The organism is Heyndrickxia shackletonii (assembly GCF_001420715.1).
Classification (GTDB): domain Bacteria; phylum Bacillota; class Bacilli; order Bacillales; family Bacillaceae_C; genus Margalitia; species Margalitia shackletonii.
This window is the reverse complement of the sequence record NZ_LJJC01000004.1, coordinates 1,885,736-1,912,685: the sequence shown is the minus strand read 5'-3', so window position 1 is coordinate 1,912,685 and position 26,950 is coordinate 1,885,736. Positions and strand designations below refer to the sequence as shown.

Here is a 26,950-nt window from a genome sequence, read left to right as displayed (position 1 = left end):
CTGAAGCAGGAAGTTGATTCTTATCGTTTGAGTACTTAAGATGTATAGTACAATACTACTAGAGATGTATTTCTTTCATAGCTGATTTTTTTTATAATAAAAGTTAATGAAACCTTTTTATTCATCATTCGTATTTGAGTTGTAGCTGCTCTAGATTGGAGAGTCGATTAATAATGAAAACATTTTTTTCCTTCATTACCCGTATATTTGTTGCAATACCTGTTGCGGCACTCGTATGGCTGATTAGTTATTTTGGTTTTGAGCAAACCCTTTTATATTCATCCGGTTCCGCAATACTCGGAGGCGCAATCATATATATTGTGATAAAATGGATCACCAAAAGAAAATTTTTGAAAAAACATCAGCTTTCTCGAAAAGAATTTGCTTATATTGTCCAAAACCTTAAGGAAGCTAAGAAGAAAATTCACCGTTTGCAAAAGGTATTCTTTAACGTGCGAAACATTGGCGCATTTAAGCAAATGCTTGATCTTATCCGTCTTGTAAAAAGGATCTACGCGATTATCAGAAGAGAACCAAGAAGATTTTATCAAGCAGAAAAATTCTTTTTCTATCATTTAGATTCTATTGTGGAATTATCTGAAAAATACGCGTTTTTAGCTGCACAACCGGTAAAAAATAATGAATTATATTTTTCTTTAAAGGATACCCGCAATACTTTAAAGGAGTTAAAAAGGACGATAGAGAATGATTTATATGAAGTGTTATCGAAAGACATTGATCATCTTGAGTTTGAACTGAATGTAGCAAAGCATTCTTTAAAACCACCAATAGACACTTCTTTAGATGACGAAAGGAGATCAACAAAATGAGTGAGTCAAAGGAAAGCCTATGGCAAGAAGATATAAGTGAAGGATTGGATGATTTACTAACCAATCCATTTGGAGAAAAGGAGCTTGTAATTCATGATGCTCCTGCAACAGCCCAGGCGGAAAAGCCGCAAAGGCTAATTGATGTTTTACCAGAACAGAACCGTGAAAAAGCAAGACAGTTGGCTGAGCAAATTGATCCAAAAAATCATCAGTCGATTATAATGTACGGAACACAGGCTCAATCAAAGCTTTTAAACTTCTCCCATTCCATGCTTGACCACGTCCAAAAAAAGGATATTGGAGAAATTGGAGAAATATTAGGCGATTTAATGAAGAAATTGGAACAGGTTAACCCCGAAGAATTAGCTCCTGAAAAGAAAGGGCTATTTTCGAGAATGTTTGGAAAAATCTCCAGTTCTGTTCAAGAGGTATTATCAAAGTATCAAAAGACTGGTGCGCAAATCGATAGAATTAGTGTTAAATTGGAGCTTTCGAAAAAAACACTTTTATCCGATATCAATATGCTCGAACAACTATATGAAAAAAATAAAGATTATTTCCATGCCCTAAATATTTATATTGCTGCAGGTGAATTAAAAGTTGAAGAATTATACACAAAAACCATTCCAGAATTAAAGAAAAAAGCGGCAGAAACCGGCGACCAAATGGCCTTTCAGGATGTTAATGATATGATACAATTTGCAGATCGTTTAGAGAAACGATTACATGATTTAAAGCTAAGCAGGCAGATTACGATTCAAAGTGCACCACAAATCAGGTTAATTCAAAATACAAATCAAGCATTGGCGGAAAAAATTCAGTCTTCGATAATGACTGCCATTCCGCTTTGGAAGAATCAAATTGCGATTGCGTTAACACTTATTCGCCAGCGCAGTGCAGTCGAAGCTCAAAAACAGGTATCTAAAACAACAAATGATCTGCTCCTTAAAAATGCCGAAATGCTAAAATCAAATACAATCGAATCCGCGAAGGAAAATGAACGCGGACTTGTTGATATCGAAACATTAAAGAAAACACAAGAAAATCTTGTTTCGACATTAGAAGAAACGCTTCGCATTCAACAAGAGGGCCGTGCAAAACGCTATCAGGCTGAACAAGAGCTGATCACGATGGAGAATGAATTAAAGCAAAAGCTGTTAAATTTAAAATCATAAAGCTAAAAGCAATGTCTAATTCTATGGCATTGCTCTTTTTTTATGAAAAATCATATTATTATTGCAATTCCATCTCTCCTCTTTTTACAATAGACTTATAACAAAGGGGGAGAAATCATGGTATTACCAACAAAGGCTGTTATTATCGAGGTCGGGCCTCGTGATGGATTGCAAAATGAAAAAAGCTTTGTTCCAACGGATATCAAAAATAAATTTATTGAGCAGTTAAAGTCTTCCGGGGTAACAGAGATGGAATTAACTTCATTTGTTTCGCCTAAATGGGTTCCGCAAATGCAAGATGCTGCAGAGATTGTTTTGGTTAATTCCTCGGATACCTATCGAAATATTGTACTTGCTCCTAACCGAAAAGGAGTTGAACGCGCTTTAGAAACAGGCTGCAAAGCCATTGCTGTATTTGTCGGAGTCAGCAATAGCTTTAATAAAAAAAATATAAATAAAACGACTAGAGAAAGTATGGAGGAGCTTAAACCAATTATTGCTGAACTAAAGGCCACTAATGTTTTTGTTCGGGCATGCATTTCCACTTCGTTTTATTGCCCATTTGAAGGGAAAATAGCAGAAGAAGATACCATTGCACTTTGTAAAGAGTTTGCCCAATCAGGGGTAGATGAATTAAGTGTTGCCGATACAATTGGGATGGCTGCCCCTACTGAGTCATTTTCCTTATTCTCTAAATTAAAAAAACAACTTCCCGAGGTTTTGCTAACCGCTCATTTTCATGATACAAGAAAAATGGCGCTTGCCAATATTTATGCTGCACTCGAGGCAGGCATTGATCGTTTCGATACATCGGCAGGCGGTCTTGGAGGCTGCCCATTTGCTCCGGGAGCAACCGGAAATGTGGCGACGGAGGATGTTGTTTATATGCTGGAGAGGATGGGGATTGAAACCGGCATTCATTTAGATGAGCTCGTCAAAGCCATTGACATTATTGCCCCATCCATTTCTCGAAAAATTGAAACCGGATATTATCAATTAGCGAAAGCAAAGTAAAATGGTATAGTTTTTATTGATAATGCTCAATTTAATGATATCGTCTATTTTAAGGAGGTATCATGCAACTATGACGAAGCAGCGTGAAAAAGGCTATAGTCAAAAAGGCAAACCAACTGCTGACACAACCAAAAATGTGTTAGCTGCTGAAGAACTGAATAAAGCGATTCATCCGACTAAGAGACAAAATTCTGAGCAATAATTCCACTTACCTCGATAGGCCTTGTCCTTCATCCACTTGATGAAGGACATTTTGCTTTTTGTCTTGGTGTAACTTGTCCTTCATTCCTTTGATGAAAGACAGTTTGCTTTTTATCTTGTGCGTAACTTGTCCTTCATTCACTTGATGAAGGACATTTTGCTTTTTGCCCTAGCGTTACTTGTCCTTCATACTCTTGATGAAGGACATTTTCCTCTTTGTCTTGGTGTAACTTGTCCTTCATCCACTTGATGAAGGACGTTTTGCTTTTTGTCTTGGTGTAACTTGTCCTTCATCCTCTTGATGAAGGACGTTTTGCTTTTTGCCTTGGCGTTACTTCTCCTTCATTCCTTCGTTGAAAGACAGTTTGCTTTTTATCTTGTGTGTAACTTGTCCTTCATTATTGTGATGCCTTCATTTTTTATGTCATCCTTTTCATATGGTAAAATGAAGAAAATGGTATTTTGGAGGTGGCTATCATTGAAGAAAGTTCTTTCTATTCTGGGAGGCACTACTTTACTTGCTGCAGGTTTGGGATTCTATATGTCACAACGCATCATCTATATGATGAAAAAGGATGAAAAACTTATTTTTGATCGTGAAGTAAAGGCAGAAAGAATCGATCCTATCCACTATGAAGATTTGCCAAAACAAGAAGTTTGGATCGACTCTCCCTTCGGCTACTTAATTAAAGCAATTGTGATACGACCTTATCCCGATAGAAAAAAATACATGATTTTTTCACATGGTGTAACGGAAAACAAAACGAATTCCATCAAATACATGAACATTTTTCTAAAAAGAGGCTTTAATGCGATTATTTACGATCATCGCCGGCACGGGGAATCAGAAGGTAAAACAACAAGCTATGGATACTATGAAAAATACGATTTAAAAGCGGTTGTCGATTATTTAATCTCAACCGAAGGAGAAGATGTCTTTTTTGGGATTCACGGGGAATCCATGGGTGCTGCTACAGCCCTTCTATATGCCGGCAGCCTTGAAGACCGGGCTGATTTTTATATTGCGGACTGCCCTTATTCCGATTTTCGTGAGCAGTTAGCCTACCGAATTACAAAAGAGATGAAGCTTCCTGGAAAATGGTTTCTGCCTCTTGCTGACTTCTTTGTGCGTATTCGAGGCGGTTATAGCCTGAAAACTATTTCCCCTATCCAGGTTATAGACAACATAAAAAAACCCGTTCTATTTATACATAGCCAAAAAGATGATTACATCTTGCCGGAAATGACAAAGACGTTATACAACAGGAAGAAAGATCAAAAAATGTTATTCATGGCTACTATCGGAGGGCATGCACAATCCTTCAATGAGAATAAGGAAGAATACGAGCAAGCAATTGATGAATTTTTTAGTTTGTATTTGAGTGAAGAAGTGCTCTAACTTTAGAAAAGGTTGCATTTTTTTCATTTTCTTTATACCATCTAAGAAGACATGATAATTTTAGAAAGGGTGGTTACATATGGCAAAAGTGCAAATTAAGGTGAATGATAATGGGTCTTACCGTGTATCCGGTGACGTCGAACTTATTGATGCAGAAGGAAATGTTTTCGAAACAAAGCCATCGTTTTCATTATGCCGCTGCGGATTATCCAAAAATAAACCGTTCTGTGACGGTTCACATAAAGGGAATTTTGAATCATGTGTTCGCGCAGAGAAAAAGGAAGTAGAATAGGTTCATCGCGAAAAAATAACCGTCCAAATGGGCGGTTTAATCTTTTATTTGTACATTTATTATTTCGTGGAAATGCACGAATTCTATGTTATCATTCATCGTTTTGACTTTCATTTTTTTTTCTAAAGGGTCCATTTTCATTACCCTGCCAACCATATTCTTTATAAATCCATTTTCAAAAATAGAAAATTCTAAAGGCAGCTTAAATTCCTGTGCGTACTTTATCCTCTCTTCAAACTCCTGAATTTGATATTCATCCAGCACTGGTTTGTTTTGCCGTTTTAAATCTACCGACATATCCCTTAACATTTTTACATGCTCCGGCAGCATTAAGGAGACCCATTTTTTATTTCCTCTATCACGGATCATGCTTTATGCCCTCCCACAAGTGCGGAGCGTTTTAAAGATGTCCCAGCTTCAGTAAAAGAAACAGCTCTCAATATCGATGCAGAACCAAACTTATCTCTAATTTTATCTACCACATATCCTAAATCATGTAATTTTGCTTTATTAGGCTCAAATAAATTCAGCTGCATGCTTCTATCATTCACAATATTGGAGAGAGTGATGGTTATTTGACGAACATTTTTGCCTGTATAAAACTTATCAAATAACTTCAAACACACTTGATAAATGGTCATGGTTACATTGGTCGCCTCTTCCATTGTATAGGATCGATGAAAGCCTCCTCCAAAATCAGAATCACTGTATCCAATTCCTAAACTAATCGTTCTTCCCGATTTTTTTGATGCACGGGCTCTGCGTGCTACTTCCTCACACATTTCTAATATGACTACTTTGATTTCATGCTCTTCTTTATAATCACGCAGTAATATTTGGCCTTTTCCAAAGCTAATTTGCCCATCTATAATAGGAGCTCCCAACTCGGATAAATCTACACCCCAAGCATGATGGTAAAGTTGGTTTCCCATAATACCAAATTCTTTTTCCAATAATTTCAGGTCATATTTTGCCAAAGTACCTACAGAGAAAATCCCCATTCCGTTTAGCCTTTTTTCCAGCCTTCTTCCTATCCCCCACATTTCCCGTAATGGAGATACGGACCATAGTTTGGTTGGGACATCCTCATAGGTCCATTCCGCTATTCCATTCTTTGCTTTTTTCGATTCCAAATCTAATGCCAATTTTGCCATCAGCATATTGGGGCCAATGCCAATCGTGCAAGGCAGTCCAAAGTTTTCAAAAATCTCATTTTTGATCATATGCGCGATTGTTTTTGTGTCACCAAATATATTTTTCAGGCCATCCACTTTAATAAACGATTCATCCACACTGTAGACATGAATATCTTCCATAGGTGCATACTTATTAAAAATTTTTATTAATTCTGTGGAGATTTGTAAGTAAGTCGACATTTGCGCTTCAACAATTTGAATCCTGCTGTCATTAGGAATATTAAACAACCGGGAAGATGCTGATTTAATGCCAAAGTCCTTTTTTAATTTCGGAGAAGCGGCGAGCACAATACTTCCTGGCTGCTCTTTGTTTCCAACCACAGCTAGATAGCATTCCATCGGATCTAGCCCACGTATAACAGCACTGCAACTTGCATAGAAACTCTTCATATCGATGCATAAAATCTTATGATGCGGGAGTTTGCTGTAATCAACGGTCACTTTCTTCACCTTCATTAGGTTTTATTTATTTCGCATTAACGAACTTATGTTCTTATTATATTCTATATTGTATTCGAATATACGTTCGATTTCAATTTATATTTTTTGGAAACAAGTTATTGGATGGGTTGAAAAACATGAATACTAATGAGGTTTCACTTTTTTTGCGGACACTGATTCCGTTATTTGCTAAAAAGCGCACTAAATTAGCCACCTTTCAGCTAAATAACGGAACGTATGTCCGATAAAAACGGAAACCACCACTTTTGTCACACATAACGGAACGTATGTCCGCTCATTTTCACATTATGCTAAAAAGCCTAAATCGCAATGCGATTTAGGCTGAATTCTCCACTAAGCAAAAAACTATTTAATTGAAAAGGGGTTTACTTTTTTATCTTTTAACACCGTGTTACAGGCTGATTGACAGTTATTTTTTAAAGAGCAATGGGCACAGGCACCTTGCTTACTCTTCTTCATAAATTTATACAATGTAAAGGCAGCATATCCGAAAATAAGTACCCCAATAATAATACTTGCCAACATTCGTATCACTCCTTATATTCCGAGAATGAACTTTCCACCATGGTAAATAATCAACGATAGAGCATATGCAATAACAAGCGCATAACCAATGCTAAACAGCGTCCATTTCCATGAAGAGGATTCATTTCGAATCGCTGCCACCGTCGCTACACATGGAATATAAAGCAAAACAAAAACTAAGAAGCTGTAAGCTGATAAAGGTGTGAAATAATGCGACAATAACCCTTGAAGAGCTGTTGAGTCTGGCGTATGGTAAATAATCCCCATCGTCGAAACAACCACTTCTTTTGCTAAAAATCCTGTAATTAAAGCAGCACCTGCCTGCCAAATTCCGAATCCAAGGGGAGCTAATAGTGGAGCAAACCAACCGCCAACGATTGCTAAAAAGCTATGGTCCAAATCTACTCCCATGCCTCCCGGTCCAAAATACGATAAAAGCCAAATCACAACAGACCCGCCAAAGATAAAGGTACCTGCCTTTCGAACAAAGCCTTTTCCTTTATCCCATGTGCTTCTCCATAATGTTAAAGCATGTGGAACACGGTAAGGAGGCAGCTCAATGACAAACATGGAAGGTTCATTTTTCATTAGCACTTTTGAAAAAAGCTTCGCTAGTACAAGCGCCACGACAATACCTAAAACATATAATGAAAAGACGATAATAGCTTGATGTTTTTGAAAAAAGGCACCAACAAACAAAGCATAGATCGATAATCTTGCTGAACAAGACATTAATGGAGTTAATAGAACCGTTAATAATCGCTCTTTCGGCTGTTCAATCGTTCTCGCAGCCATAACACCGGGAACATTACATCCAAAACCGATTACCATAGGAATAAATGCTTTTCCATTCAATCCTACCTTTTCTAACACACGGTCCATGACAAGCGCCGCTCTAGCCATATAACCCGAATCCTCGAGGAGTGAAATAAACAGAAACAACACAAAGATTTGCGGAACGAAAACAAGAACACCGCCAACCCCTGCTACGATTCCATCGAGAACAAGAGCTTGAATAAATGAACTGGCACCAACGGCCTTTAATCCTGCATCAATCCAATTGCTTAACGAACCTGAAATAAAGGAATCCAGCAAATCAGATAATGGCGTCCCAATCCAATCAAAAGTAACCGTAAACATAAGAAACATAAAGGCTAAAAAGATAGGGATTCCTAACCAGCGATTCGTAACAATTTTATCGATACGATCCGTCCAATTCTTTTTCTGTTCGACCTGTGTATTAATACTATCTTGAATAACTTGTTCAATCCAGATTCGACGTTTTTCAAAGATCAGTCTTGAAGCGGATGAGAAGGAAGTCGTTTCCTTAACTTCACCTTCCACCGAATCGATAATCTGGGTTAAAATCTCTTTAGACACCCACCGCTCTATGTATGTGCGAGCATCGGGATTCCCTTCCAAAACCTGGAGGGCAAGCCAACGAGCGGGAAGATGCAACTCTTTATCTTTTAATATATTGGTGATTTTCGTAACTCCAGTTTCGATTGCATCACCATATTGTATATTTGGAATGTTACTTTTTACATCCTTAATGGCTGTAAGCTGCAGTGTGAGCTCATGACAACCTTTCCCGCTTCTTGCAGTAATCGGGACAACGGGGATACCCAGCTTTCTAGAAAGCGTTGCCGCATCAATGTGAATGCCCCTTCTTTCAGCGACATCGATCATATTCAAACCGATAATAACGGGACTCCCAAATTCAAGGAGCTGAATAGTAAGTTGTAAATTTCTTTCAAGCTGTGATGCATCGACAATATTAATAATATTTTCAAATTGTTCGTTTAGGAAAAATTGAATAACAACAGATTCGTCTTTTGAAAATGGATAGAGAGAATAAACACCTGGCAAATCAATAAGATCGCCTTTTATTTCCTTCAATCTTCCTACTTTTTTCTCAACCGTAACACCGCTCCAGTTTCCCACGTACTCATAGGAACCAGTTAAATGATTAAATAAAGATGTTTTTCCGGTGTTCGGATTTCCAACTAGTGCAGTAATCATGATTCACACTCAACCTTAATTTTTTTCGCATCGTCTCGACGAATCCCAATTAATTGGCCTTGGCATTCCACCATACAAGGCCCACCAAAAGGCATTAAACATTTTAATTTTATTGGACAACCTTCAAAAACGCCTACATGGAGTAAACGGTGTTTTAATGTCTCATCAACTTGAGAAAGATCAGAAATACTTCCTGCTTTGCCTTCAAGTAATTCTAATAAAGTCGCCATGATCATTTCTCCGTTCTAATATTAATTGAGAATGATAAATCTTCTCATTTACTAAATTTATTTTATCACGAACCTGGGCAATAAGGAATAAAAAAATGCATTGGAAATGAGAATTTTTATCAATCGTTCACAATTCCCCTTCCTTAAATGAAAAAAGAACCGAAAACAATCGGTTCAGACAACTTCACCCTTACTTTTTATAAAATGCTTTTCCCCCTACCTTTTCAACAAGACGTGGAAATAATGAATAAAGAATACTGCCTGCGTTCATCCAACGCGGCAAATTGATTTCTCTTCTTTTTGTAAAAATGCTTTGCACAATTATATCCGCTAATTTTTCCGGGTTCAGCATATACCGTTCAATATTTTTAATGTATGATCCTGATTTGTCTGCTATATCAAAAAAACCGGTTGCTATTGGTCCAGGATTAACGGTTGTAACAAATACATTGTATGGCGCTAATTCCATGCGCAGACTGTTGGAAAATCCAATAACGGCATGTTTTGTTGCAGCATATGCACTGGATTTTGGTGTTGCCAGTTTTCCAGCTTGAGAGGCGATATTGATAATGTGACCGGATTGTCTATTTCTCATAAAGGTGAGGACTTCTTTCGTACAAGCTATTAATCCGATTACGTTTACGTTAAACATTCCTTGAATATCCTTAAGAGTTGCTTCATGTGCTTCATCAAAAATACCGTACCCTGCATTGTTAATTAGTACATCTATGGGACCAACTTCATCATATATTTTTTTGAAAACGCTCGGGATATCTTCCACAACGGAGACATCAAGCTTTTCAATAATACATTTTATAGAAGACGTTGTTTCAATGGTTTTCTTAATAGTTTCCAGTTTTTCGAGATTCCGGGCAAGCAACACGACATTGGCACCGTTTTTTGCAGCTGCAAACGCTATTTGCTCACCAAGACCGCCGGATGCCCCTGTGATGACAACGGTCTTCCCTTTTAATCTTTCATTAAACATATTTACCTCCAATTATTATAGACGGACTCCTAAAAGAGATTTCCTTTCGCATTTTCCTTAATTGTTTTCCCTAATTAGTAGATTATACAGCATTATCAGTACTAGCAAACGGGTTTTATTCGTAACGAAGACTATCCTGAACATGAAGCACAAGGCGACATGACCCGTTAACGTATTGAAAAATAGGCAACTCCTTTTTCATCTATCCTTTTTTGAATTTCATCAATAGATAATAGAAAGTCAAGCTGAGCAGTTGTTTCAGATAATGTCAATCCAAGTTCTTTTTGGTAGACAGCAGGAAATAGCTTCTTACAAATTTCATATGTAGACAAAGGACTTTCCTTTAACATTTCTTTTACTTGCATTGCACGATCATACTGTCTTTGTATTCGGCGTTCAATTAGCGGATGAACTTTTGCTACATCCGCTCCATGACCAGTATAAGTCGCCGTAATATTGTACTCTAATAATTTTTTTAACGATGCATTATATTGTAATTGTGGCTTCGGACGCTCTTCACCAGCAACCAATGGAGGTTCCAATAAAGGATTCGAAGAAATCGTTGCCAACACATGGTCCCCCGCAATTAAGATGCCATCCTTTTCCTGATAAAAAGACAAATGACTTTGTGCATGACCTGGTGTCTCCAGTACAGTCCAATCCGTATGTCCAGGGATTCGATAATTCTCCTGAATAGTGTCTGTAACAGGGCGATATGCTCCAAATTTTAATGGCGCTTTCCATTTTTTCAAAAGAACCGGAAAATCACCTTCAATACCAAATTCCTGAAAAAGTTGAAAATAAAACTGGTCATGATCAGCAAAGAATTGCTCATCTTCCTTTAACCAAGGAACACAATATGGATGTCCGAATATTTTTATATCCTCCGGCAGCCAATCTAAGAAGCCGACATGATCTGGATGATGATGGGTTAAAACAACTTGCTCAATATCCTCAGGTGTATAGCCTAATTGAGAAAGCTGAAAGATAAAGCTGTCCCATGCTCCCTTTGTTTTCACCCCTGCATCTATTAATGTTAAAGCATCCCCTTTGATTAGATACATATTCACGTCTCCCACCGGAAAAGGTGTAGGTACAGTTATTTTCGAAATATTCTTATCCCACGATACCATATGGTTCCCTCCAACCCTCATCATATTTATATAATCAGTGACCTATTATTTAAGGAATTAATATTTATATTGTAGTCTTTTCATCATGGATTGTCATTATATCGATATAGAATAGCCAGAAAATTTTAAAAAAGGTATTGACAGACAAGCAGTTTCTTTAGCATAATCTATAATAATTTAATCTTTAAAACTAGCTGTGACCAAGGCTATTAGATGAAAAATGATGAAAGAGAATGAAGTTCATTGGCTGGAAGACTTCATCATCCCCTTTTTCACTCGAACCTACCTTGCGAGCTGATTGGAAAACCAATACGTATCTCGGCGTTAACGACCCAAAGATGAATGCCAAGTGCATTCAAATTAAGGTGGTACCGCGAAAAAATTTACCCTTCGTCCTTTGGATGAAGGGTTTTTTGTCTTTAGAAAAATCTTGGGGAGGAATGAGTGATGAAAATATCTTTTATAGGTGCAGGATCCATGGCTGAAGCAATGATTAGCGGATTGATAAGCAATAATGTTGTAGAAAGCGGTCAAATTTACGTCACGAATCGCTCCGAAAATACAAAGCTCCATCATTTGCAGCAAAAATATGGTGTGCAAACAACTTACGATCTGAGAGATCTATTCCATCAAACAAATATAGTTGTGTTAGCTGTAAAGCCGAAGGATGCAAAAGAAGTCCTGCAGAAAATAAGCCTCTTCATGCAACCAGAAACTCTCATTATTTCTGTTATTGCAGGAGTATCAATTGCAACCATCGAGAACATATTAAACATACATGCACCTATTATTAGAGCAATGCCAAATACATCCGCGGCGATTGGTCAGTCAGCAACCGCTATCGCAAAAAATTCGTTGGTTAACAACGACCACTTAGAATTAACACTTTCCCTATTATCGGCTATTGGAATGACGATGATAGTAGAAGAAGAAAAACTCGATGCGGTTACCGGGTTGTCCGGAAGCGGACCAGCTTACATATACTACATCGTTGAAGCAATGGAAAACAGTGCAAAGGAAATTGGTTTAGAATCTGAATTAGCAAAGAAGCTCATTGTTCAAACCCTTTTAGGTGCAGCGGAAATGCTAAATCATTCTAAAGAGAAGGCGGAGAAATTAAGAATCGCTGTCACAAGTCCTGGCGGAACCACAGAGGCGGGAATCCGTGTTCTGGATCAACACAAAGTAAAGGATGCCCTTGTGAACTGTATTAAAGAAGCTACATTGCAATCAAAACGCCTTTCGAAGCAACAAAGCAGCTAAAGAATTGTAAGCAAGTTTCTTTTATACAAAAGGGAGGGTTGATATAATAAACATATTCAAAAAAAAGGAGGTATATTTTATTGACAGTAAAATTATTTGAACCATATAAACTGAAAAATGTGACACTTAAAAATCGAATCGTCATGTCTCCAATGTGCATGTATTCTTGTTATAAAGAAGACGGAAAAGTAACAGATTGGCATTATACACATTATACAGCTCGTGCAGTCGGTCAGGTTGGCTTAATCATCCTAGAAGCAACAGCCGTCACTCCGCAAGGCAGAATTTCACCGCAGGATTTAGGAATTTGGAGTGATGATCATATTGAGGGACTTACGAATTTAGTAGGAATGCTAAAAGAGCATGGGGCTGCAGCGGGAATTCAGATCGCACATGCGGGAAGAAAAGCTGAGCTTGATCAGGAAATCATCGCACCTTCCGCAATTGCTTTCAATGAAAAAATGAAAACCCCTAAGGAAATGACCTTGGCGGATATTAAAGATACAATCGAAGCATTTAAACAAGCTGCTGTGCGTGCGAAAAAAGCTGGCTTTGACGTTATCGAGCTTCATGGTGCACATGGTTATCTAATTAACGAGTTTCTCTCTCCGCTTTCCAATCATCGTAATGATGAATATGGCGGATCCTTGGAAAATCGCTACCGTTTCTTAAAAGAGGTAATCGATGCAGTGAAAACGGTATGGGATGGTCCATTATTGGTTCGTGTATCTGCAAATGACTATCATCCAGAAGGACTTAACATTGACGATTATGTACAAATGTGCGGGTGGATGAAGGAACAGGATGTTGATTTAATTGATGTAAGCTCTGGGGCACTTGTACCTGCCAGAATCAATGTTTATCCTGGTTACCAAGTAAAATATGCAGAAGCTATTAAGCATGAATCCAATATTGATACGGGTGCAGTAGGCCTTATTACATCTGCAAAGCATGCGGAAGAAATTTTACAAAATGAACGTGCTGATTTAATCATTATTGCGCGCGAATTATTAAGAGATCCATATTGGCCGCGAACTGCAGCAAAAGAACTTGGAGTGGAAATCAAAGCTCCCGTACAATACGAACGAGGCTGGAATATATAATAATCACAAAAGACCTTTGCTTATGCAAAGGTCTTTTGATAACTACCTACTCTACTTACGAGTGGGAATCTCTATTTCAAAAAAATCATGGGCAATATATGTGTTTGGGAAAATACTCTTTGCTTCTTTGACAAGTTGTTTTGAATCTTCCAAGCCATATCTAGAGCTAATATGTGTTAAACACAAGACATTTACATCCGCCCGTTTTGCCGTTTTGGCAGCTTGTGATGTAGTAGAATGAAAATATTCATACGCCATTTCCTCGCTATCTGCTGAAAAGGTAGATTCATGTACAAGAATATCTGCATTAGAAGCTAGTTTTACTGCATTTTCACATGTTCGAGTATCCCCTAAAATAGTTATTATTCTTCCTTTGATTGTTGGACCGAGGTAATCACCTCCATGAATAATCTTATTGTTTTCCAATTCAACCGATTCACCTTTTTTCAATTTTGCATAAATAGGTCCAGGTGGTACCCCCTCTTCTTGCAGCTTCTTAGCATTTAAAGTACCAGGCTTGTCCTTCTCAATAATACGATAACCAAATGATTCTACTGCATGATCCAGTTTTGCAGCCTCTACTATAAATTGATCATCTTCAAAAATAACACCATCTTCTATCTCGACAATTTTAAGAGGGTATTGCAGATGTGTATCGCTAATTTGCAAGGATACAACAATAAATTGACGCAATCCTTTAGGACCATATATGGTTAATTCTGTGTCTCCGCTTTGAAATGAACGGCTCCCCAGTAATCCCGGCAGGCCAAAAATATGGTCTCCATGTAAATGGGTAATAAAAATTTTTTCAATCCTTCGAGGTTTTAAAGCTGTATGTAAAATTTGGTGTTGGGTTGCTTCCCCGCAATCGAATAACCATACTGTTTTTCGCTCTTCCAATAATTTCAAGGCAATGGAAGTAACATTTCTGAGTTTAGCAGGGATTCCAGCACCAGTCCCTAAAAACAATAATTCCAAACATTAGCCCTCCCATCACTTCTTTTCTATAGACTGTTTTCGTATCGTTTGTTGCTATTTGTAAATCGTGTTATAACCTTAAATAGACTTAGTTTCATTCCTTTCTTAAAAAAGCTATACATTTAAAACCCGGATGTTTATAAGGGTTTCGTCTACGAAAGCTACATAGCTTTTCTAAATAATACCATAATAATAGAAGCAATTCCTATTTTTAAAGTTGAGTAGCAAATATATTGCTATTCATGCGTGCTAGCGATAGAATTATGAACTTGTAGGGACTTTTTTATTTAGTATAAATGCGAATTTTTGGCATCCTATAGAGTAGAAACATGAAAAGGAGAGGTATTACCATTATGAAATCAAATGAAACTCCATCGTCATTAATCATGATTTTTGGTGCAACCGGCGATTTAGCTAAACGTAAACTTTTCCCATCCCTTTACCATTTATACCAAAAAGGGAGATTAGGCAATAATTTTGCTGTAATTGGAACAGCAAGGCGCCCATGGACACACGAAGAATTAAAAGAAAATGTGAAGGATTCTGTTCTAACGTCTATCGGTAATTGCGAAAATATTGATGAGTTTGTTTCACATTTCTACTATCAGGCACATGATGTAACAAATACAGAATCATACATAGAATTAAAACAATTAGCTAATCAGCTTGATGAGCAATATTCATTAAATGGAAATCGAATTTTTTATTTAGCAATGGCACCTGAATTTTTCGGTACGATTGCCGAACATTTACAAACAGATGGTTTAAATGATACATCTGGATTCAAACGATTAGTCATTGAAAAACCTTTTGGACATGATTTAGAGTCTGCAAAAGCTCTAAATACCCAAATTAGAAAGGCTTTTAATGAGGAAGAAATCTATCGTATCGATCATTATTTAGGGAAAGCAATGGTGCAAAATATAGAAGTAATTCGTTTTGCGAATGCTTTATTTGAGCCGCTATGGAATAATCGTTATATCTCCAATATTCAAATCACATCCAGTGAGATTCTCGGTGTAGAAGAACGGGCAAGATATTATGAAAAAAGCGGTGCACTGCGTGATATGGTTCAAAACCATATGCTGCAGATGGTGGCACTACTTGCAATGGAACCGCCGATTAAATTATCCACAGATGAAATTCGCAGTGAAAAGGTCCGAGTATTTCGTGCGCTCCGTCCAATAGAAGGCGAACATGTAAAGGAATATTTTGTTCGCGGCCAATACGGCGCTGGGCAAATTGATGGTCAAGATGTACCGGCTTACCGGGATGAATTAAATGTTGACCCAGCTTCCAATACAGAAACATTTGTTGCAGGAAAATTAATGATCGATAATTTCAGATGGGCAGGAGTTCCATTCTATATACGAACAGGAAAGAGAATGGAAACAAAATCTACTAAAATTGTGATTCAATTTAAAGATATACCGATGAATTTGTATTACAATACAGAGCAGCAGCAGCAGTTGGCACCAAATCTGTTGGTTATTCATATTCAGCCAGAAGAAGGCATTACACTGCATCTTAATGCCAAAAAATCAGGACAGCATATGGAAACAACCCCTGTTAAATTAAACTTTTCCAATACAAGTACACACGGCATTAATACGCCGGAAGCATATGAAAAGCTTTTGGATGATTGCCTGCGCGGCGATGCAACAAACTTTGCCCATTGGGATGAAGTGGCCTTATCATGGAATTTCGTTGATAAAATTTCCGAGGTTTGGGAAAGTAAAGAGCAAACAGAATTTCCTAATTATGCATCCGGTACAATGGGACCAAAAGAAGCAGATGAGCTTCTTGAAAATGACGGTTATTTCTGGTGGCCGGTATCAAATTTAGATATTGATAATTGTTAATGTGTGCTAAAAAAAAAAGACCTCATGTTGATGGGGTCTTTTTTAGCAAATTAGGAACCAATTTTTCCTTTAAAGCTTATTTTGTATAGAGTAAGGAACAAAAATTTAGGAGGTACATTCTCTTGAGAAACCCTAGCCTTGAAGATTATTTGGAAAAAGGCTTGTACGGTGAAAAACAGATAAAGCCTGCAGAAAAAAAGAAGTTTTTAGGAACATTTAGAGAGAGGATTGTTGTAGCTCTAACGAAAAGCCAGGTAATGGAAAAGGATGTCTATCCCGAAGTAGATCATTTTATCAAACAGCATCCGACAGCGACTTTATTGGTAAATGGAGACTTGAATTATTCCGCCATTTCCAAATACATTCAAATCGCTAAATCAAACGGAATGTCATTTTCCATCGTTACCAATCATACAAGCTCAACAAATATTGGCTTAGTATTAGCATATGATTATGCTATTGATAAAGAAGATATTTTTATCCAAAAAACGAAAATCACCTCAGAGGTCGAAAATAAAAAAAAGGAAGGTTTGTGGTCCTCCCTAAAAAGTAAATTTAAGAAAAAAAGCTAAGTTGGTTCGTTATCATTTTTGGGAGTAGGTTGATGTGTTCTCCCTTTCAGGGAAACCCCTTTCGTTACGGCATGTTCCCCAAACTTTTCACGAAGCATTTCCATCGCATTATAAAGGGGTTCCTTCTTTGCTTCCTTTTCATAAGAAAATAAATCTAATTGTTCCACAGCTTGATGCTGTTCTACTAAATCCTGTCCAGTCACCCCTAATAGTCTTACAGGGTTTCCATTCCAATGCTTTAAAAACAAATCCTTAGCAGCTGCATAAACATCCTCTGCTTTATTGATTGGATTTTGTAATTTTCTACTGCGAGTTATCGTTTGCCGATTTTTATAGCGAATGGAAATAGAAACATTTGTCGCATAATATTCTTTCTTTTTTAATCTATTTGAAGTCTCTTCCGATAATTTTTTTAAATATGCTAACAACTCGTGCTGGTTAGCAATATCTTTAGGCAATGTTAACGAGCTTCCCACACTTTTATAATCATTAGCGGATTCAGGATCAACCTTTCTCTTATCTTCGCCATTAGCCCTTTCCTTTAATTGCAATCCTCTTATACCTAGTAGATGGCGTAACCTAATATCGTTCGCCTTTGCTAAATCATGTATTTTTTCAATGCCTTCGGACGATAATTTTTCAGCTGTTTTTTTTCCAATTCCATGCATTTCAATCAATGGCAAGGGCCAAAGTTTTTCCGGAACATCCCTTTTTCGCAAAATGGTTATTCCAAGCGGCTTTTTCATATCTGAGGCCATCTTTGCTAAAAACTTATTTGGTGCAATTCCAATACTGCATGGCAAGTCTAATTCCTGTATTAACTGTTTTTGAATTTTTTCTGCAATCTCTATTGGAGTGCCGTATTCACTGCTATCTGTAATATCAATATATCCTTCATCAATAGATACCGGCTCCACCAGATTGGAATATTGCCGTAAAATAGAAAACATGGCAGATGAGGCTTCACGATACCGGTGAAAATTTGGCCGCAAAATAATTAATTGCGGGCATAGTTTTTTAGCTTCCCATACAGTCATTGTCGTTTTTACACCGAATTTTCTTGCCTCGTAGCTGCATGTAACGACAATTCCTTTTCTCTCCTCGGGATTCCCTGCAATAGCTAGCGGTTTCCCCTTTAAGGAAGAATCATGGGCCATTTCAACCGCTGCAAAAAAACTATTCATATCAACATGAAGAATGACTCTACCATTTTTAGGATAATATTGGTTCATACTTAGACACTTCCTAAAGCAAGACTACTTAATTCTCAAATTACTTCTTGTGAATATTCCTTCATATATTCTTTAATTTCCTTTATACCTTCTAGGGAAGAAAGAAGTATATTTGGATCGATCATCGTGATAAGACGTTCTTCAAGATTGGCAACACTCGTAAAATAAGCGGTTTTTGAATATGCAAGTAATCCTATTTGCTGCAATGATTCGTTAGCAATGTCAAGAATCTCCTTTGCTTCCTTCACAAGTAATCCAATTGATAACTCATCGGTGTTTAACACAATCATTCTTACATCATCATTTTCTTCCATCGGTCTTTGATAAAGAACCATTTCAAAATCAATCACAGGAATCAGTTCTCCACGAGACTTTACAATCCCCTTTACGAATGTTGGTAATTGCGGAATAGTTGTTACTCCTTCATTTTTCTCTATTGAAACAACAAATTCCACTGGTATTCCATATTCTTCATTTCCAACTAAAAAAATGACTGCTTTACTGCTGAGTGACAAAAAGTATTCCTCCTAAAAGAGCAGACTTTTAAAAGTCTGCTCAAGTTTTTCAATTTTTCGGAAAGTATATTTACTTTTTTTATATAAAGCTAAAATAGTCTAGGTTACTGTCTAGCGTAAGCAGATATCGGCTAGCGGATTTCTCCGTCTCCTCCCTACGATAAGTCAACAACAATTGAAAATGGAAGTGCTATTTTCACTTGTTCGTGAACTACCTCACTGTGTTTCCTTTATCTCGAGGTGAGCGACTACGAAATCCGTACGCTAGAGCTAACGGCGCTTCTGCTTTTCTACTCTCCTGCTACCTCTTGAACGATGGCAACAACCATCTCAGAAAGCTTAACAAGTTCTTCAATTGGCATTCTTTCATTTGTTGTATGAATTTCCTCGTATCCAACGGCAAGATTTACGGTTGGAATTCCAAATCCGGCAATCACATTCGCATCACTGCCTCCGCCGCTTTGTTCCAATTTACATTCACGGCCAATTTTAGCAGCTGCTTTCTTTGCCACTTCCACCACTTGGTCTCCATCTGCAAATTTAAAGCCTGGATACATTACTTGAACTTCTACATCTGCTTTACCGCCCATTTCCTTAGCAGCTTCTTCAAATGCCTCTTTCATTTTTGCAACTTGAGCTTCCATTTTCTCAGGAACTAAAGAACGTGCTTCTGCAAGAATATCAACACGGTCACATACAATATTCGTTGCTTGTCCGCCTTCAAAACGTCCGATATTCGCAGTTGTTTCTTCATCAATTCTGCCTAAAGGCATTCTAGATACTGCTTTTGCAGCGATGGAAATGGCAGAAATTCCTTTTTCAGGCGCAACCCCTGCATGAGCTGTTTTTCCATATAACACGGCTTTAATTTTCGCTTGAGTTGGTGCTGCTACTACAACATTCCCAACTTTTCCGTCACTATCAAGCGCAAAGCCATATTTTGCTTTCAATAAAGATGGGTCTAGCACTTTTGCCCCTACTAAGCCAGATTCCTCGCCTACTGTAATAATAAATTGAATCGTACCATGTTCAATATTTTGTTCTTTTAAGACACGGATGGATTCAAACATTGCAGCAAGACCTGCTTTATCATCAGCACCTAAAATCGTTGTACCGTCTGTTACTACATAACCATCTTTAATGGAAGGTTTTACTCCATTACCAGGTACAACCGTATCCATATGGGAAGTGAAATAAATCACATCAGCAGATGCTTTTGAACCTTTTAAAGTACAAATTAAATTTCCTGCTCCATGTCCTGTCTGAGAAGTAGTATCGTCTTCGAAAACTTCTACCCCAAGCTCTTCAAATTTCTTTTTCAAAACCTTTGCAATTTTAGTTTCATGCTTTGTTTCGGAATCAATTTGAACTAATTCCAAAAATTCGTTTAATAAACGCTCTTGATTAACCATTGTAGTACCTCCTGCTATGTAATAGAATCTCGATTTAATGTAGAATTTTATGTTAATTACTACATTAGTATATCGCTATTTCTTCATGTGGACAAATAAACTTTTTCGGTATTCCTACAATCGTTACTTTTGCTTTTATTCATGTTAAAGAGGGATATTCCCATGTTTTTTATATGGTCTTTCCTCTTGTTTATTCCCAAGCATTTCTAATGCTTGAACAATTTTCATTCGCGTTTCGCGTGGATCTATAACATCATCCACCATTCCTTGTGAAGCTGCTATATATGGATTAGCAAATTTTTCACGGTACTCAGCAATCTTCTGTTTTCTTGTTTCTTCCGGATTAACACTCGCCGCGATTTCTTTCGCGAAAATAATATTTGCTGCACCCTCTGGTCCCATCACTGCAATCTCTGCATTTGGCCATGCATATACAATATCTGCCCCTATCGATTTACTGTTAAGTGCAACATAGGCACCACCATAAGCTTTTCTTAAAATAACAGTAATTTTTGGAACTGTCGCTTCTGAGTAAGCATATAGAATTTTCGCACCGTGACGGATAATTCCTCCATGTTCTTGTTTAATCCCTGGAAAAAATCCAGTCACATCCTCAAATGTAACAATTGGAATATTAAACGAATCACAGAATCGAATAAATCGTGATGCTTTATCAGATGAATCAATATCCAGGCCGCCGGCCATAAATTTCGGTTGATTGCAAACTAAACCGACTACTTCTCCACGGATTCTTGCAAATCCTACTACAATGTTTTTAGCAAATTCCCTTTGCACTTCAAAGAAGGAGTCCGCGTCCACTACTTGCTCAATTACTAAGCGTACATCATACGGACGAACAGCATCAAAAGGTACAATATCCGTTAGATCTGGACGATAATCATCCCCATCCCAGGAATTCTTTATCGCCTTTTCTTTACTATTTTGGGGTAAGTAACTAATAAGTTTTCTTACCATTTGCAGCACTTCTTCTTCCGACCCCGCACGAAAATGAGCATTTCCGCTAATGGTGTTATGTACTTTTGAACCCCCTAGATCCTCGGATGAAATTTTTTCACCAGTTACTGTTTCAATAACCTTTGGACCTGTAATGAACATTTGACTCGTTTCATCCACCATAAAAACAAAATCTGTAATAGCCGGAGAATAAACAGCTCCTCCTGCACACGGCCCCATAATAACGGAGATTTGCGGAATTACTCCGGAATAAATAGCATTTCGATAAAAAACATGTCCGTAGCCATCCAGCGATACAACACCTTCCTGGATGCGTGCACCACCTGAGTCGTTAAGACCAATAAATGGAGCTCCATTTTGAGCTGCCAAATCCATAACATTCGCAATTTTCTTGGCATGCATTTCCCCTAAAGCTCCGCCGAAGACGGTAAAGTCTTGTGAAAACAAATAGATAGGACGGCCATTTACTTTTGCATAGCCAGTTACAACACCATCCCCAGGTCCCTTTGCATTTTCAAGTCCAAAATCATGCCCTCTATGCTCAATAAAGGCATTCAGTTCCACAAACGAGCCAGGGTCTACTAATAACTCAATTCTTTCTCTGGCCGTTAATTTCCCTTTTTGATGCTGTTTTTCAATTTTATCATCGCCACCGCCTAGTTCTATCTCCCTTTTTCGATCATATAGTTCATTAATTTTCTCATATATATCCGTCATCGTTTTTCCCCCTTGATGTGTATCGATATTCCTATTATCCCTTATCACAAAGTTCATATAAAACTCCATGCCCTGCTTTTGGGTGCAGGAATGCAACCTGCGCTCCATGTGCACCAGGCTTTGGAACGTCTTGAATCATACGGATACCCTTTTCCTTTAATTCCTTTATGCGTTCTTCAATATTATTTACATCAAATGCGATATGGTGAATTCCCTGACCGCGAGATTCTAAGAATTTCGCGATGGCACTTGATTCATTCAAAGGTTCTAGCAATTCTAAACGTACATTTCCTGCATCAATAAATGCTACCTTTACATTTTCAGATTCAACATCCTCTATTCCGATGCATTTTAAAGAAAGCGTTTCCGTATAAAAAGGCAACACTTCCTCTATAGAGGTAACAGCTATGCCAATATGATCTACATATTTCATTTTTTTGCCCCCTTGCTGTAACAACCTACTATATTATACTTATACAGCTATTGTCGAAAATCCTGCTTATCACTAGATTTTCATAAAACTGCCGTAATTCGTACCGAATAGTGCTTGTCAGTCGTTCATTTCATCACTACAATATACATAAGTACAGGATAATCAAGGAGTGAATAGAAATGTCAAAAAAGACACAGAAGTTTGTGGTCTATTTGATGCTAATTGCCATGATTGCCTCCACGCTCTTAGCAGGATTAGCTTATCTTCTTTAGTTATTATTAAAGACTCATGTCCAAACATGGGTCTTTTTTGTATAAAAAAACCCGGAAATTCCGGGGTTTTTATACTTCTTCACAATATTTTTCAAATGTATCTTGTAATTTATTTACAACAGACATTGGGTCATGACCCTCAATTTCATGTCTTTCCACCATAGTACAAAGTTTGCCGTCTTTTAGTAGTGCGAAGGATGGTGAGGATGGGGGATATCCAACAAAGTAACTGCGTGCCTTCTCTGTAGCTTCCTTATCTTGACCTGCAAACACCGTTACAAGATGATCAGGGCGTTTATCGTAATGTACAGCATGTGCTGCTGCTGGGCGTGCAATTCCACCTGCACATCCACAAACTGAATTTACTAAAACAAGTGTTGTACCTTTTTGATTTAATGCTTCTTCTACTTCATCTGCTGTTTTTAATTCTTTATAACCTGCACTGACTGCTTCGTCGCGTGCTTGACGTACAACATCATTCATAAAAATATTAAAATCCATGCTCAACATTTTCGCTTCCTTTCCTATCATAACTCAAATTAATAATAACAGGTTTTTCATCGGATTATCAAATGTTCTAGCTTATTTTTTCATTTAAAAAAACCTGTTTGAGTACAAAATATTTTTTCACTCTTTATGTAAATAAATATGTTTCTGAAAATCTTTTAGTATAGATGGATCCATCCTAAAAAAATAATATCCAAATCTAAGAAAAGAGCCATTACAAATGTTTAAGTTTCCCTAATCGGGGTATGCTAATAATACATCTAGATCCATACCCCTAAACTCCCTAGATGTTTTTTGGATAGCGTAAATAAACGCTATCCCTTTTTGTTCTTCTTTCATTACATATTTCTAACCATTTTTTAAGCTTGACTGATATTTTTGAAACAGTGTATCGACTGCATTCGATACCGTTATCGTTTCTTCCATCACCGCGTTCTGGATAAAAGGCAAATACTGCTTTATTTCTTCATGCTGAAAAAAGGAATTCTCCAACCTCTCACGTATCATAGCAAACAACCATTCTTTTATTTGTGATTGGCGCCGTTCCGTAAAAGTCCCACTATTTTTCGTTTTTTCTATAAATAGTTTAATGGTATCCCATAATTCTTGAATACCATCGCCATGTAACGCGGAACAAGTATACGCCTTTGTTTCCCATCCCTTCGTTGCCGGCATTAAAAAATGCAGAATTTGATTATATTCCCGTTTTGCTTTCTCCGCTAATTTTTTATTTTCACCGTCCGCTTTATTTACAACTATAGCATCTGCCAGCTCCATAATACCCTTTTTCATTCCTTGCAGCTCGTCACCTGCGCCTGTGATGGAGAGGAGCAAAAAGAAATCAACCATGCCTCGAACAATCACTTCACTTTGCCCTACTCCAACCGTTTCCACAATGATAATATCGTAACCCGCTGCCTCACATGCAATCATGCTTTCCCGAGTTTTCCGATGAACACCGCCAAGTGTCCCTGTTGACGGTGATGGTCTAATAAAGGCATTAGGATGTTTCGCTAGTCTTTCCATGCGTGTTTTATCACCTAAAATACTCCCACCGCTTACAGTAGAACTTGGATCTATCGCAAGAACAGCTACTTTATGCCCTTTTTCACATAATGAATACCCAAATTCCTCAATAAACGTGCTTTTTCCAGCACCAGGCACCCCTGTAATTCCAATTCTTATGGAAGGGTATGCATTTGGCAATAGGAGGTTCAATAAGTCTTGAGCTTTCTGATAATGATGTTTTGCATTGCTCTCAATTAATGTAATGGCTTTTGAAAGCATGATCCTGTCGCCACCCATTACCTTTTGAGCCAACGCCTCAATCGATAGACTTGAATCTTTCGCTTTTTGAAATTTCTTTTTCCCGGAAGACTGAAGACCATCATGTGTAGATTCGACTCCCGGCATATACGTTGAAGAAAACGACTTGTTCCCAACTGACCATTCCGGACTTTTTTGGTCTCCCATCTATTCCATCACTTCCTCATAGCCTAAACGACGATAAATTTCTTCAATGACTTTTTGTGCGGCTACAGGGATGACGGTTCCCGGTCCAAAAATTGCTACCGCGCCGTTTTCTCTTAAAAATGGATAATCTTGTGCCGGTATTACTCCGCCAATGACAACAATAATATCCTCCCTGCCGATTGCCTTTAGCTCCTTCACCAGCTCTGGCAACAGTGTTTTATGACCTGCTGCTAAAGAGCTTACCCCTATAACATGTACATCATTTTCTGCAGCCTGTCTCGCTGTTTCCTTAGGAGTTTGAAATAATGGACCGATATCAACATCGAATCCCAAATCTGCAAATGCAGTGGCGATTATTTTTGCCCCTCGGTCATGACCATCCTGCCCCATTTTTGCAATTAGAATTCGCGGTCTTCTTCCCTCATTCTCCATGAACTGACTCGTCATTTCTACTACTTCCGCAATTTCCTCTTCATTGGAATAATTAGATCCATACACTCCTGAAATGGAACGGATAACTGCTTTGTGTCTGCCCGAAACCTTTTCAATCGCATCGGAAATTTCTCCGAGGGTTGCCCGCACCCTTGCAGCAGCAACTGCTTTCTCCAATAAATTACCTTCTCCCGTTCTTGCTGCTTCCGTTAAGTCTTGTAATGTTTTTTGAACCTCCATCTCATTACGGGAGGCTTTTAAACTTTCCAGCCTCTCCATTTGCTTCTGACGTACAACGGCATTGTCGATATTGAGAATATCAATTGGTTCTTCCCGCTCTAAACGGAAACGATTCACACCGATGATGGCCTCTTTTTTCGAATCAATAAAAGCTTGCCTTCTTGCGGCTGCTTCCTCGATTTTCATTTTCGGAAGACCTGTTTCAATTGCCTTTGTCATCCCGCCTAAGCCTTCGATTTCTTCAATATGCTGCCATGCTTTCTTCATTAATTCATCTGTAAGAGATTCCACATAATAAGAACCTCCCCAAGGATCAATTACCTTCGTAATTCCGGTTTCTTCTTGCAAATAAAGCTGCGTATTTCTCGCAATGCGTGCAGAAAAATCAGTAGGCAGGGCGATCGCTTCATCCAAAGCATTCGTATGTAGAGACTGTGTATGCCCCATTGCGGCAGCATGTGCCTCTATTAACGTCCGAATGACATTGTTATACGGATCTTGCTCAGTAAGACTCCACCCAGATGTTTGACAATGAGTTCTTAAAGCTAGTGATTTCGGATTTTTCGGTGTAAATTGTTTCATTAATTGTGCCCAAATCCGTCGCGCGGCTCTCATTTTTGCCACTTCCATAAAGTAGTTCATTCCAATTGCCCAGAAAAAGGATAGTCTTGGTGCAAAGGAATCAATATCAATGCCTGCTTTCAGTCCTGTTCGAACATATTCGAGACCATCTGCAAGTGTATATGCCAATTCAATATCCGCTGGAGCACCTGCTTCTTGCATGTGATATCCAGAAATAGAGATGCTATTAAATTTCGGCATTTTTTTTGAGGTGTACTCAAAAATATCTGCGATAATTCTCATCGACATTTCAGGAGGATATATATACGTATTGCGAACCATGTATTCTTTTAAAATATCGTTTTGAATCGTCCCGGAAAGCTTTTCCGGATTTACGCCTTGTTCCTCTGCAGTAACGATATAAAAGGCCATTATCGGCAGGACAGCACCATTCATGGTCATAGAAACAGACATTTGCTCTAATGGAATACCATCAAATAATATTTTCATATCTTCTATCGAATCAATTGCAACACCGGCTTTTCCTACATCCCCGGTTACGCGTGGATGATCGGAATCATATCCGCGGTGTGTTGCCAAATCGAAGGCAACCGATAAGCCCTTTTGGCCCATTGCCAGGTTTCTGCGATAAAAAGCATTACTTTCCTCCGCTGTAGAAAAACCTGCATATTGTCTTACTGTCCATGGCCGATTTATATACATAGTTGGGTAAGGACCCCTTGTGAAAGGTTCAAGCCCTGGGAAATCCTGAAGATGTGAGAATCCTTTTATATCTTCTTTTGTATAGAAAGGTTTAATTTTTATTTTTTCATTTGTCATATACCCAGCCGGTTGACCATTATTTTGTTTACTTTCAGCAGCAGGTACATCTTTTATATCATAGATAGGATGGATATTTTGAAAATTCGGTTTCAT

Annotated in this window: 27 protein-coding genes; 11 read left to right on the top strand and 16 right to left on the bottom strand. The window is 38.0% G+C overall.

What is annotated here, in order from left to right:
- Positions 1 to 173 precede the first annotated feature (173 nt).
- The 6 genes from AN964_RS09035 (at position 174) to AN964_RS09015 (ending at position 4,911) form a co-directional block, all read left to right on the top strand.
- Complete coding sequence (locus tag AN964_RS09035) at positions 174 to 830, top strand: 5-bromo-4-chloroindolyl phosphate hydrolysis family protein (RefSeq protein WP_055739362.1); 657 nt, start codon at positions 174 to 176, stop codon at positions 828 to 830.
- Positions 827 to 2,005, top strand: coding sequence for a toxic anion resistance protein (locus AN964_RS09030; RefSeq protein ID WP_055739361.1), 1,179 nt, complete (start codon positions 827 to 829; stop codon positions 2,003 to 2,005). Before AN964_RS09035 ends, AN964_RS09030 begins: the two co-directional genes overlap by 4 nt.
- Positions 2,006 to 2,122: 117 nt before the next feature.
- A complete protein-coding gene (locus AN964_RS09025; RefSeq protein WP_055739360.1) occupies positions 2,123 to 3,019 on the top strand; it encodes a hydroxymethylglutaryl-CoA lyase in 897 nt (298 codons plus the stop codon).
- Positions 3,020 to 3,089: 70 nt separating this feature from the next.
- Positions 3,090 to 3,221: a hypothetical protein gene (locus AN964_RS27260; RefSeq protein ID WP_268888405.1), complete on the top strand. Its 132-nt coding sequence runs from the start codon at positions 3,090 to 3,092 to the stop codon at positions 3,219 to 3,221.
- Positions 3,222 to 3,698: 477 nt separating this feature from the next.
- Positions 3,699 to 4,619 (top strand): alpha/beta hydrolase, encoded by a 921-nt coding sequence (locus AN964_RS09020; protein ID WP_055739359.1) that lies wholly within the window; start codon positions 3,699 to 3,701, stop codon positions 4,617 to 4,619.
- Between the two features lie 79 nt (positions 4,620 to 4,698).
- Positions 4,699 to 4,911, top strand: a complete 213-nt coding sequence (locus AN964_RS09015; RefSeq protein ID WP_055739358.1) for a CDGSH iron-sulfur domain-containing protein — start codon at positions 4,699 to 4,701, stop codon at positions 4,909 to 4,911.
- Between the two features lie 36 nt (positions 4,912 to 4,947).
- Here AN964_RS09015 and AN964_RS09010 read toward each other — a convergent pair whose 3' ends face one another.
- From AN964_RS09010 to AN964_RS08980, 7 genes are all read right to left on the bottom strand, one after another.
- The gene (locus tag AN964_RS09010) at positions 4,948 to 5,280 is read right to left on the bottom strand and encodes a YolD-like family protein (RefSeq protein ID WP_055739357.1); all 333 of its coding nucleotides are present in this window, start codon (positions 5,278 to 5,280) and stop codon (positions 4,948 to 4,950) included.
- Complete coding sequence (locus AN964_RS09005; RefSeq protein WP_055739356.1) at positions 5,277 to 6,563, bottom strand: Y-family DNA polymerase; 1,287 nt, start codon at positions 6,561 to 6,563, stop codon at positions 5,277 to 5,279. The genes AN964_RS09010 and AN964_RS09005 overlap by 4 nt, the downstream gene beginning before the upstream one ends.
- Positions 6,564 to 6,914: 351 nt before the next feature.
- Entirely contained in the window at positions 6,915 to 7,094 is a 180-nt protein-coding gene (locus AN964_RS09000; protein ID WP_055739355.1) for a FeoB-associated Cys-rich membrane protein, read from the bottom strand.
- A 12-nt stretch (positions 7,095 to 7,106) separates the two neighbouring features.
- Positions 7,107 to 9,116: a ferrous iron transport protein B gene (gene feoB, locus AN964_RS08995; RefSeq protein ID WP_055739354.1), complete on the bottom strand. Its 2,010-nt coding sequence runs from the start codon at positions 9,114 to 9,116 to the stop codon at positions 7,107 to 7,109.
- Positions 9,113 to 9,346 (bottom strand): FeoA family protein, encoded by a 234-nt coding sequence (locus AN964_RS08990; protein ID WP_055739353.1) that lies wholly within the window; start codon positions 9,344 to 9,346, stop codon positions 9,113 to 9,115. The genes feoB and AN964_RS08990 overlap by 4 nt, the downstream gene beginning before the upstream one ends.
- 190 nt (positions 9,347 to 9,536) lie before the next feature.
- On the bottom strand, positions 9,537 to 10,334 hold the full coding sequence (locus AN964_RS08985) for an SDR family NAD(P)-dependent oxidoreductase (protein WP_055739352.1): 798 nt from the start codon (positions 10,332 to 10,334) through the stop codon (positions 9,537 to 9,539).
- A 167-nt stretch (positions 10,335 to 10,501) separates the two neighbouring features.
- Positions 10,502 to 11,467: an MBL fold metallo-hydrolase gene (locus tag AN964_RS08980; RefSeq protein ID WP_055739351.1), complete on the bottom strand. Its 966-nt coding sequence runs from the start codon at positions 11,465 to 11,467 to the stop codon at positions 10,502 to 10,504.
- Positions 11,468 to 11,914: 447 nt separating this feature from the next.
- Between AN964_RS08980 and proC the strand changes: the two genes are divergently transcribed.
- Positions 11,915 to 12,730, top strand: a complete 816-nt coding sequence (gene proC, locus AN964_RS08975; protein WP_055739350.1) for a pyrroline-5-carboxylate reductase — start codon at positions 11,915 to 11,917, stop codon at positions 12,728 to 12,730.
- Positions 12,731 to 12,810: 80 nt separating this feature from the next.
- Entirely contained in the window at positions 12,811 to 13,833 is a 1,023-nt protein-coding gene (gene namA / locus AN964_RS08970) for an NADPH dehydrogenase NamA (protein ID WP_055739349.1), read from the top strand.
- A gap of 51 nt (positions 13,834 to 13,884) precedes the next feature.
- Here the strand turns inward: namA and rnz are convergent, their stop codons facing one another.
- Positions 13,885 to 14,811, bottom strand: a complete 927-nt coding sequence (gene rnz, locus AN964_RS08965) for a ribonuclease Z (protein WP_055739348.1) — start codon at positions 14,809 to 14,811, stop codon at positions 13,885 to 13,887.
- A gap of 353 nt (positions 14,812 to 15,164) precedes the next feature.
- Here rnz and zwf point away from each other — a divergent pair, with 353 nt between their 5' ends.
- Positions 15,165 to 16,673 (top strand): glucose-6-phosphate dehydrogenase, encoded by a 1,509-nt coding sequence (zwf, locus tag AN964_RS08960; RefSeq protein ID WP_055739347.1) that lies wholly within the window; start codon positions 15,165 to 15,167, stop codon positions 16,671 to 16,673.
- A 122-nt stretch (positions 16,674 to 16,795) separates the two neighbouring features.
- Positions 16,796 to 17,245, top strand: a complete 450-nt coding sequence (locus AN964_RS08955) for a YueI family protein (protein WP_055739346.1) — start codon at positions 16,796 to 16,798, stop codon at positions 17,243 to 17,245.
- On the opposite strand, the gene AN964_RS08950 is transcribed toward AN964_RS08955, so the two are convergent.
- The 5 genes from AN964_RS08950 to mce form a co-directional block, all read right to left on the bottom strand.
- Positions 17,242 to 18,477 carry a DNA polymerase IV gene (locus AN964_RS08950; RefSeq protein ID WP_055739345.1) on the bottom strand — a complete coding sequence of 412 codons (1,236 nt, stop codon included), beginning with the start codon at positions 18,475 to 18,477 and terminating at the stop codon, positions 17,242 to 17,244. The two genes, AN964_RS08955 and AN964_RS08950, sit on opposite strands and share 4 nt — an antisense overlap.
- A gap of 35 nt (positions 18,478 to 18,512) precedes the next feature.
- Entirely contained in the window at positions 18,513 to 18,992 is a 480-nt protein-coding gene (locus AN964_RS08945; RefSeq protein ID WP_055739344.1) for a chemotaxis protein CheW, read from the bottom strand.
- A gap of 290 nt (positions 18,993 to 19,282) precedes the next feature.
- The gene (locus AN964_RS08940) at positions 19,283 to 20,404 is read right to left on the bottom strand and encodes a tripeptidase T (protein WP_055739343.1); all 1,122 of its coding nucleotides are present in this window, start codon (positions 20,402 to 20,404) and stop codon (positions 19,283 to 19,285) included.
- Between the two features lie 144 nt (positions 20,405 to 20,548).
- Positions 20,549 to 22,096, bottom strand: coding sequence for an acyl-CoA carboxylase subunit beta (locus tag AN964_RS08935; RefSeq protein ID WP_055739342.1), 1,548 nt, complete (start codon positions 22,094 to 22,096; stop codon positions 20,549 to 20,551).
- A 34-nt stretch (positions 22,097 to 22,130) separates the two neighbouring features.
- A complete protein-coding gene (mce, locus tag AN964_RS08930) occupies positions 22,131 to 22,529 on the bottom strand; it encodes a methylmalonyl-CoA epimerase (RefSeq protein WP_055739341.1) in 399 nt (132 codons plus the stop codon).
- Positions 22,530 to 22,708: 179 nt separating this feature from the next.
- Between mce and prli42 the strand changes: the two genes are divergently transcribed.
- Positions 22,709 to 22,801 carry a stressosome-associated protein Prli42 gene (prli42, locus tag AN964_RS26010; protein ID WP_126648952.1) on the top strand — a complete coding sequence of 31 codons (93 nt, stop codon included), beginning with the start codon at positions 22,709 to 22,711 and terminating at the stop codon, positions 22,799 to 22,801.
- Positions 22,802 to 22,870: 69 nt separating this feature from the next.
- On the opposite strand, the gene AN964_RS08925 is transcribed toward prli42, so the two are convergent.
- The 3 genes from AN964_RS08925 to scpA all read right to left on the bottom strand — a co-directional run bounded on the left by AN964_RS08925 (position 22,871) and on the right by scpA (position 26,950).
- On the bottom strand, positions 22,871 to 23,308 hold the full coding sequence (locus tag AN964_RS08925; protein ID WP_055741192.1) for a BrxA/BrxB family bacilliredoxin: 438 nt from the start codon (positions 23,306 to 23,308) through the stop codon (positions 22,871 to 22,873).
- 348 nt (positions 23,309 to 23,656) lie between these two features.
- A complete protein-coding gene (meaB, locus tag AN964_RS08920; protein ID WP_055739340.1) occupies positions 23,657 to 24,781 on the bottom strand; it encodes a methylmalonyl Co-A mutase-associated GTPase MeaB in 1,125 nt (374 codons plus the stop codon).
- Positions 24,782 to 26,950, bottom strand: a complete 2,169-nt coding sequence (gene scpA / locus AN964_RS08915; protein ID WP_055739339.1) for a methylmalonyl-CoA mutase — start codon at positions 26,948 to 26,950, stop codon at positions 24,782 to 24,784.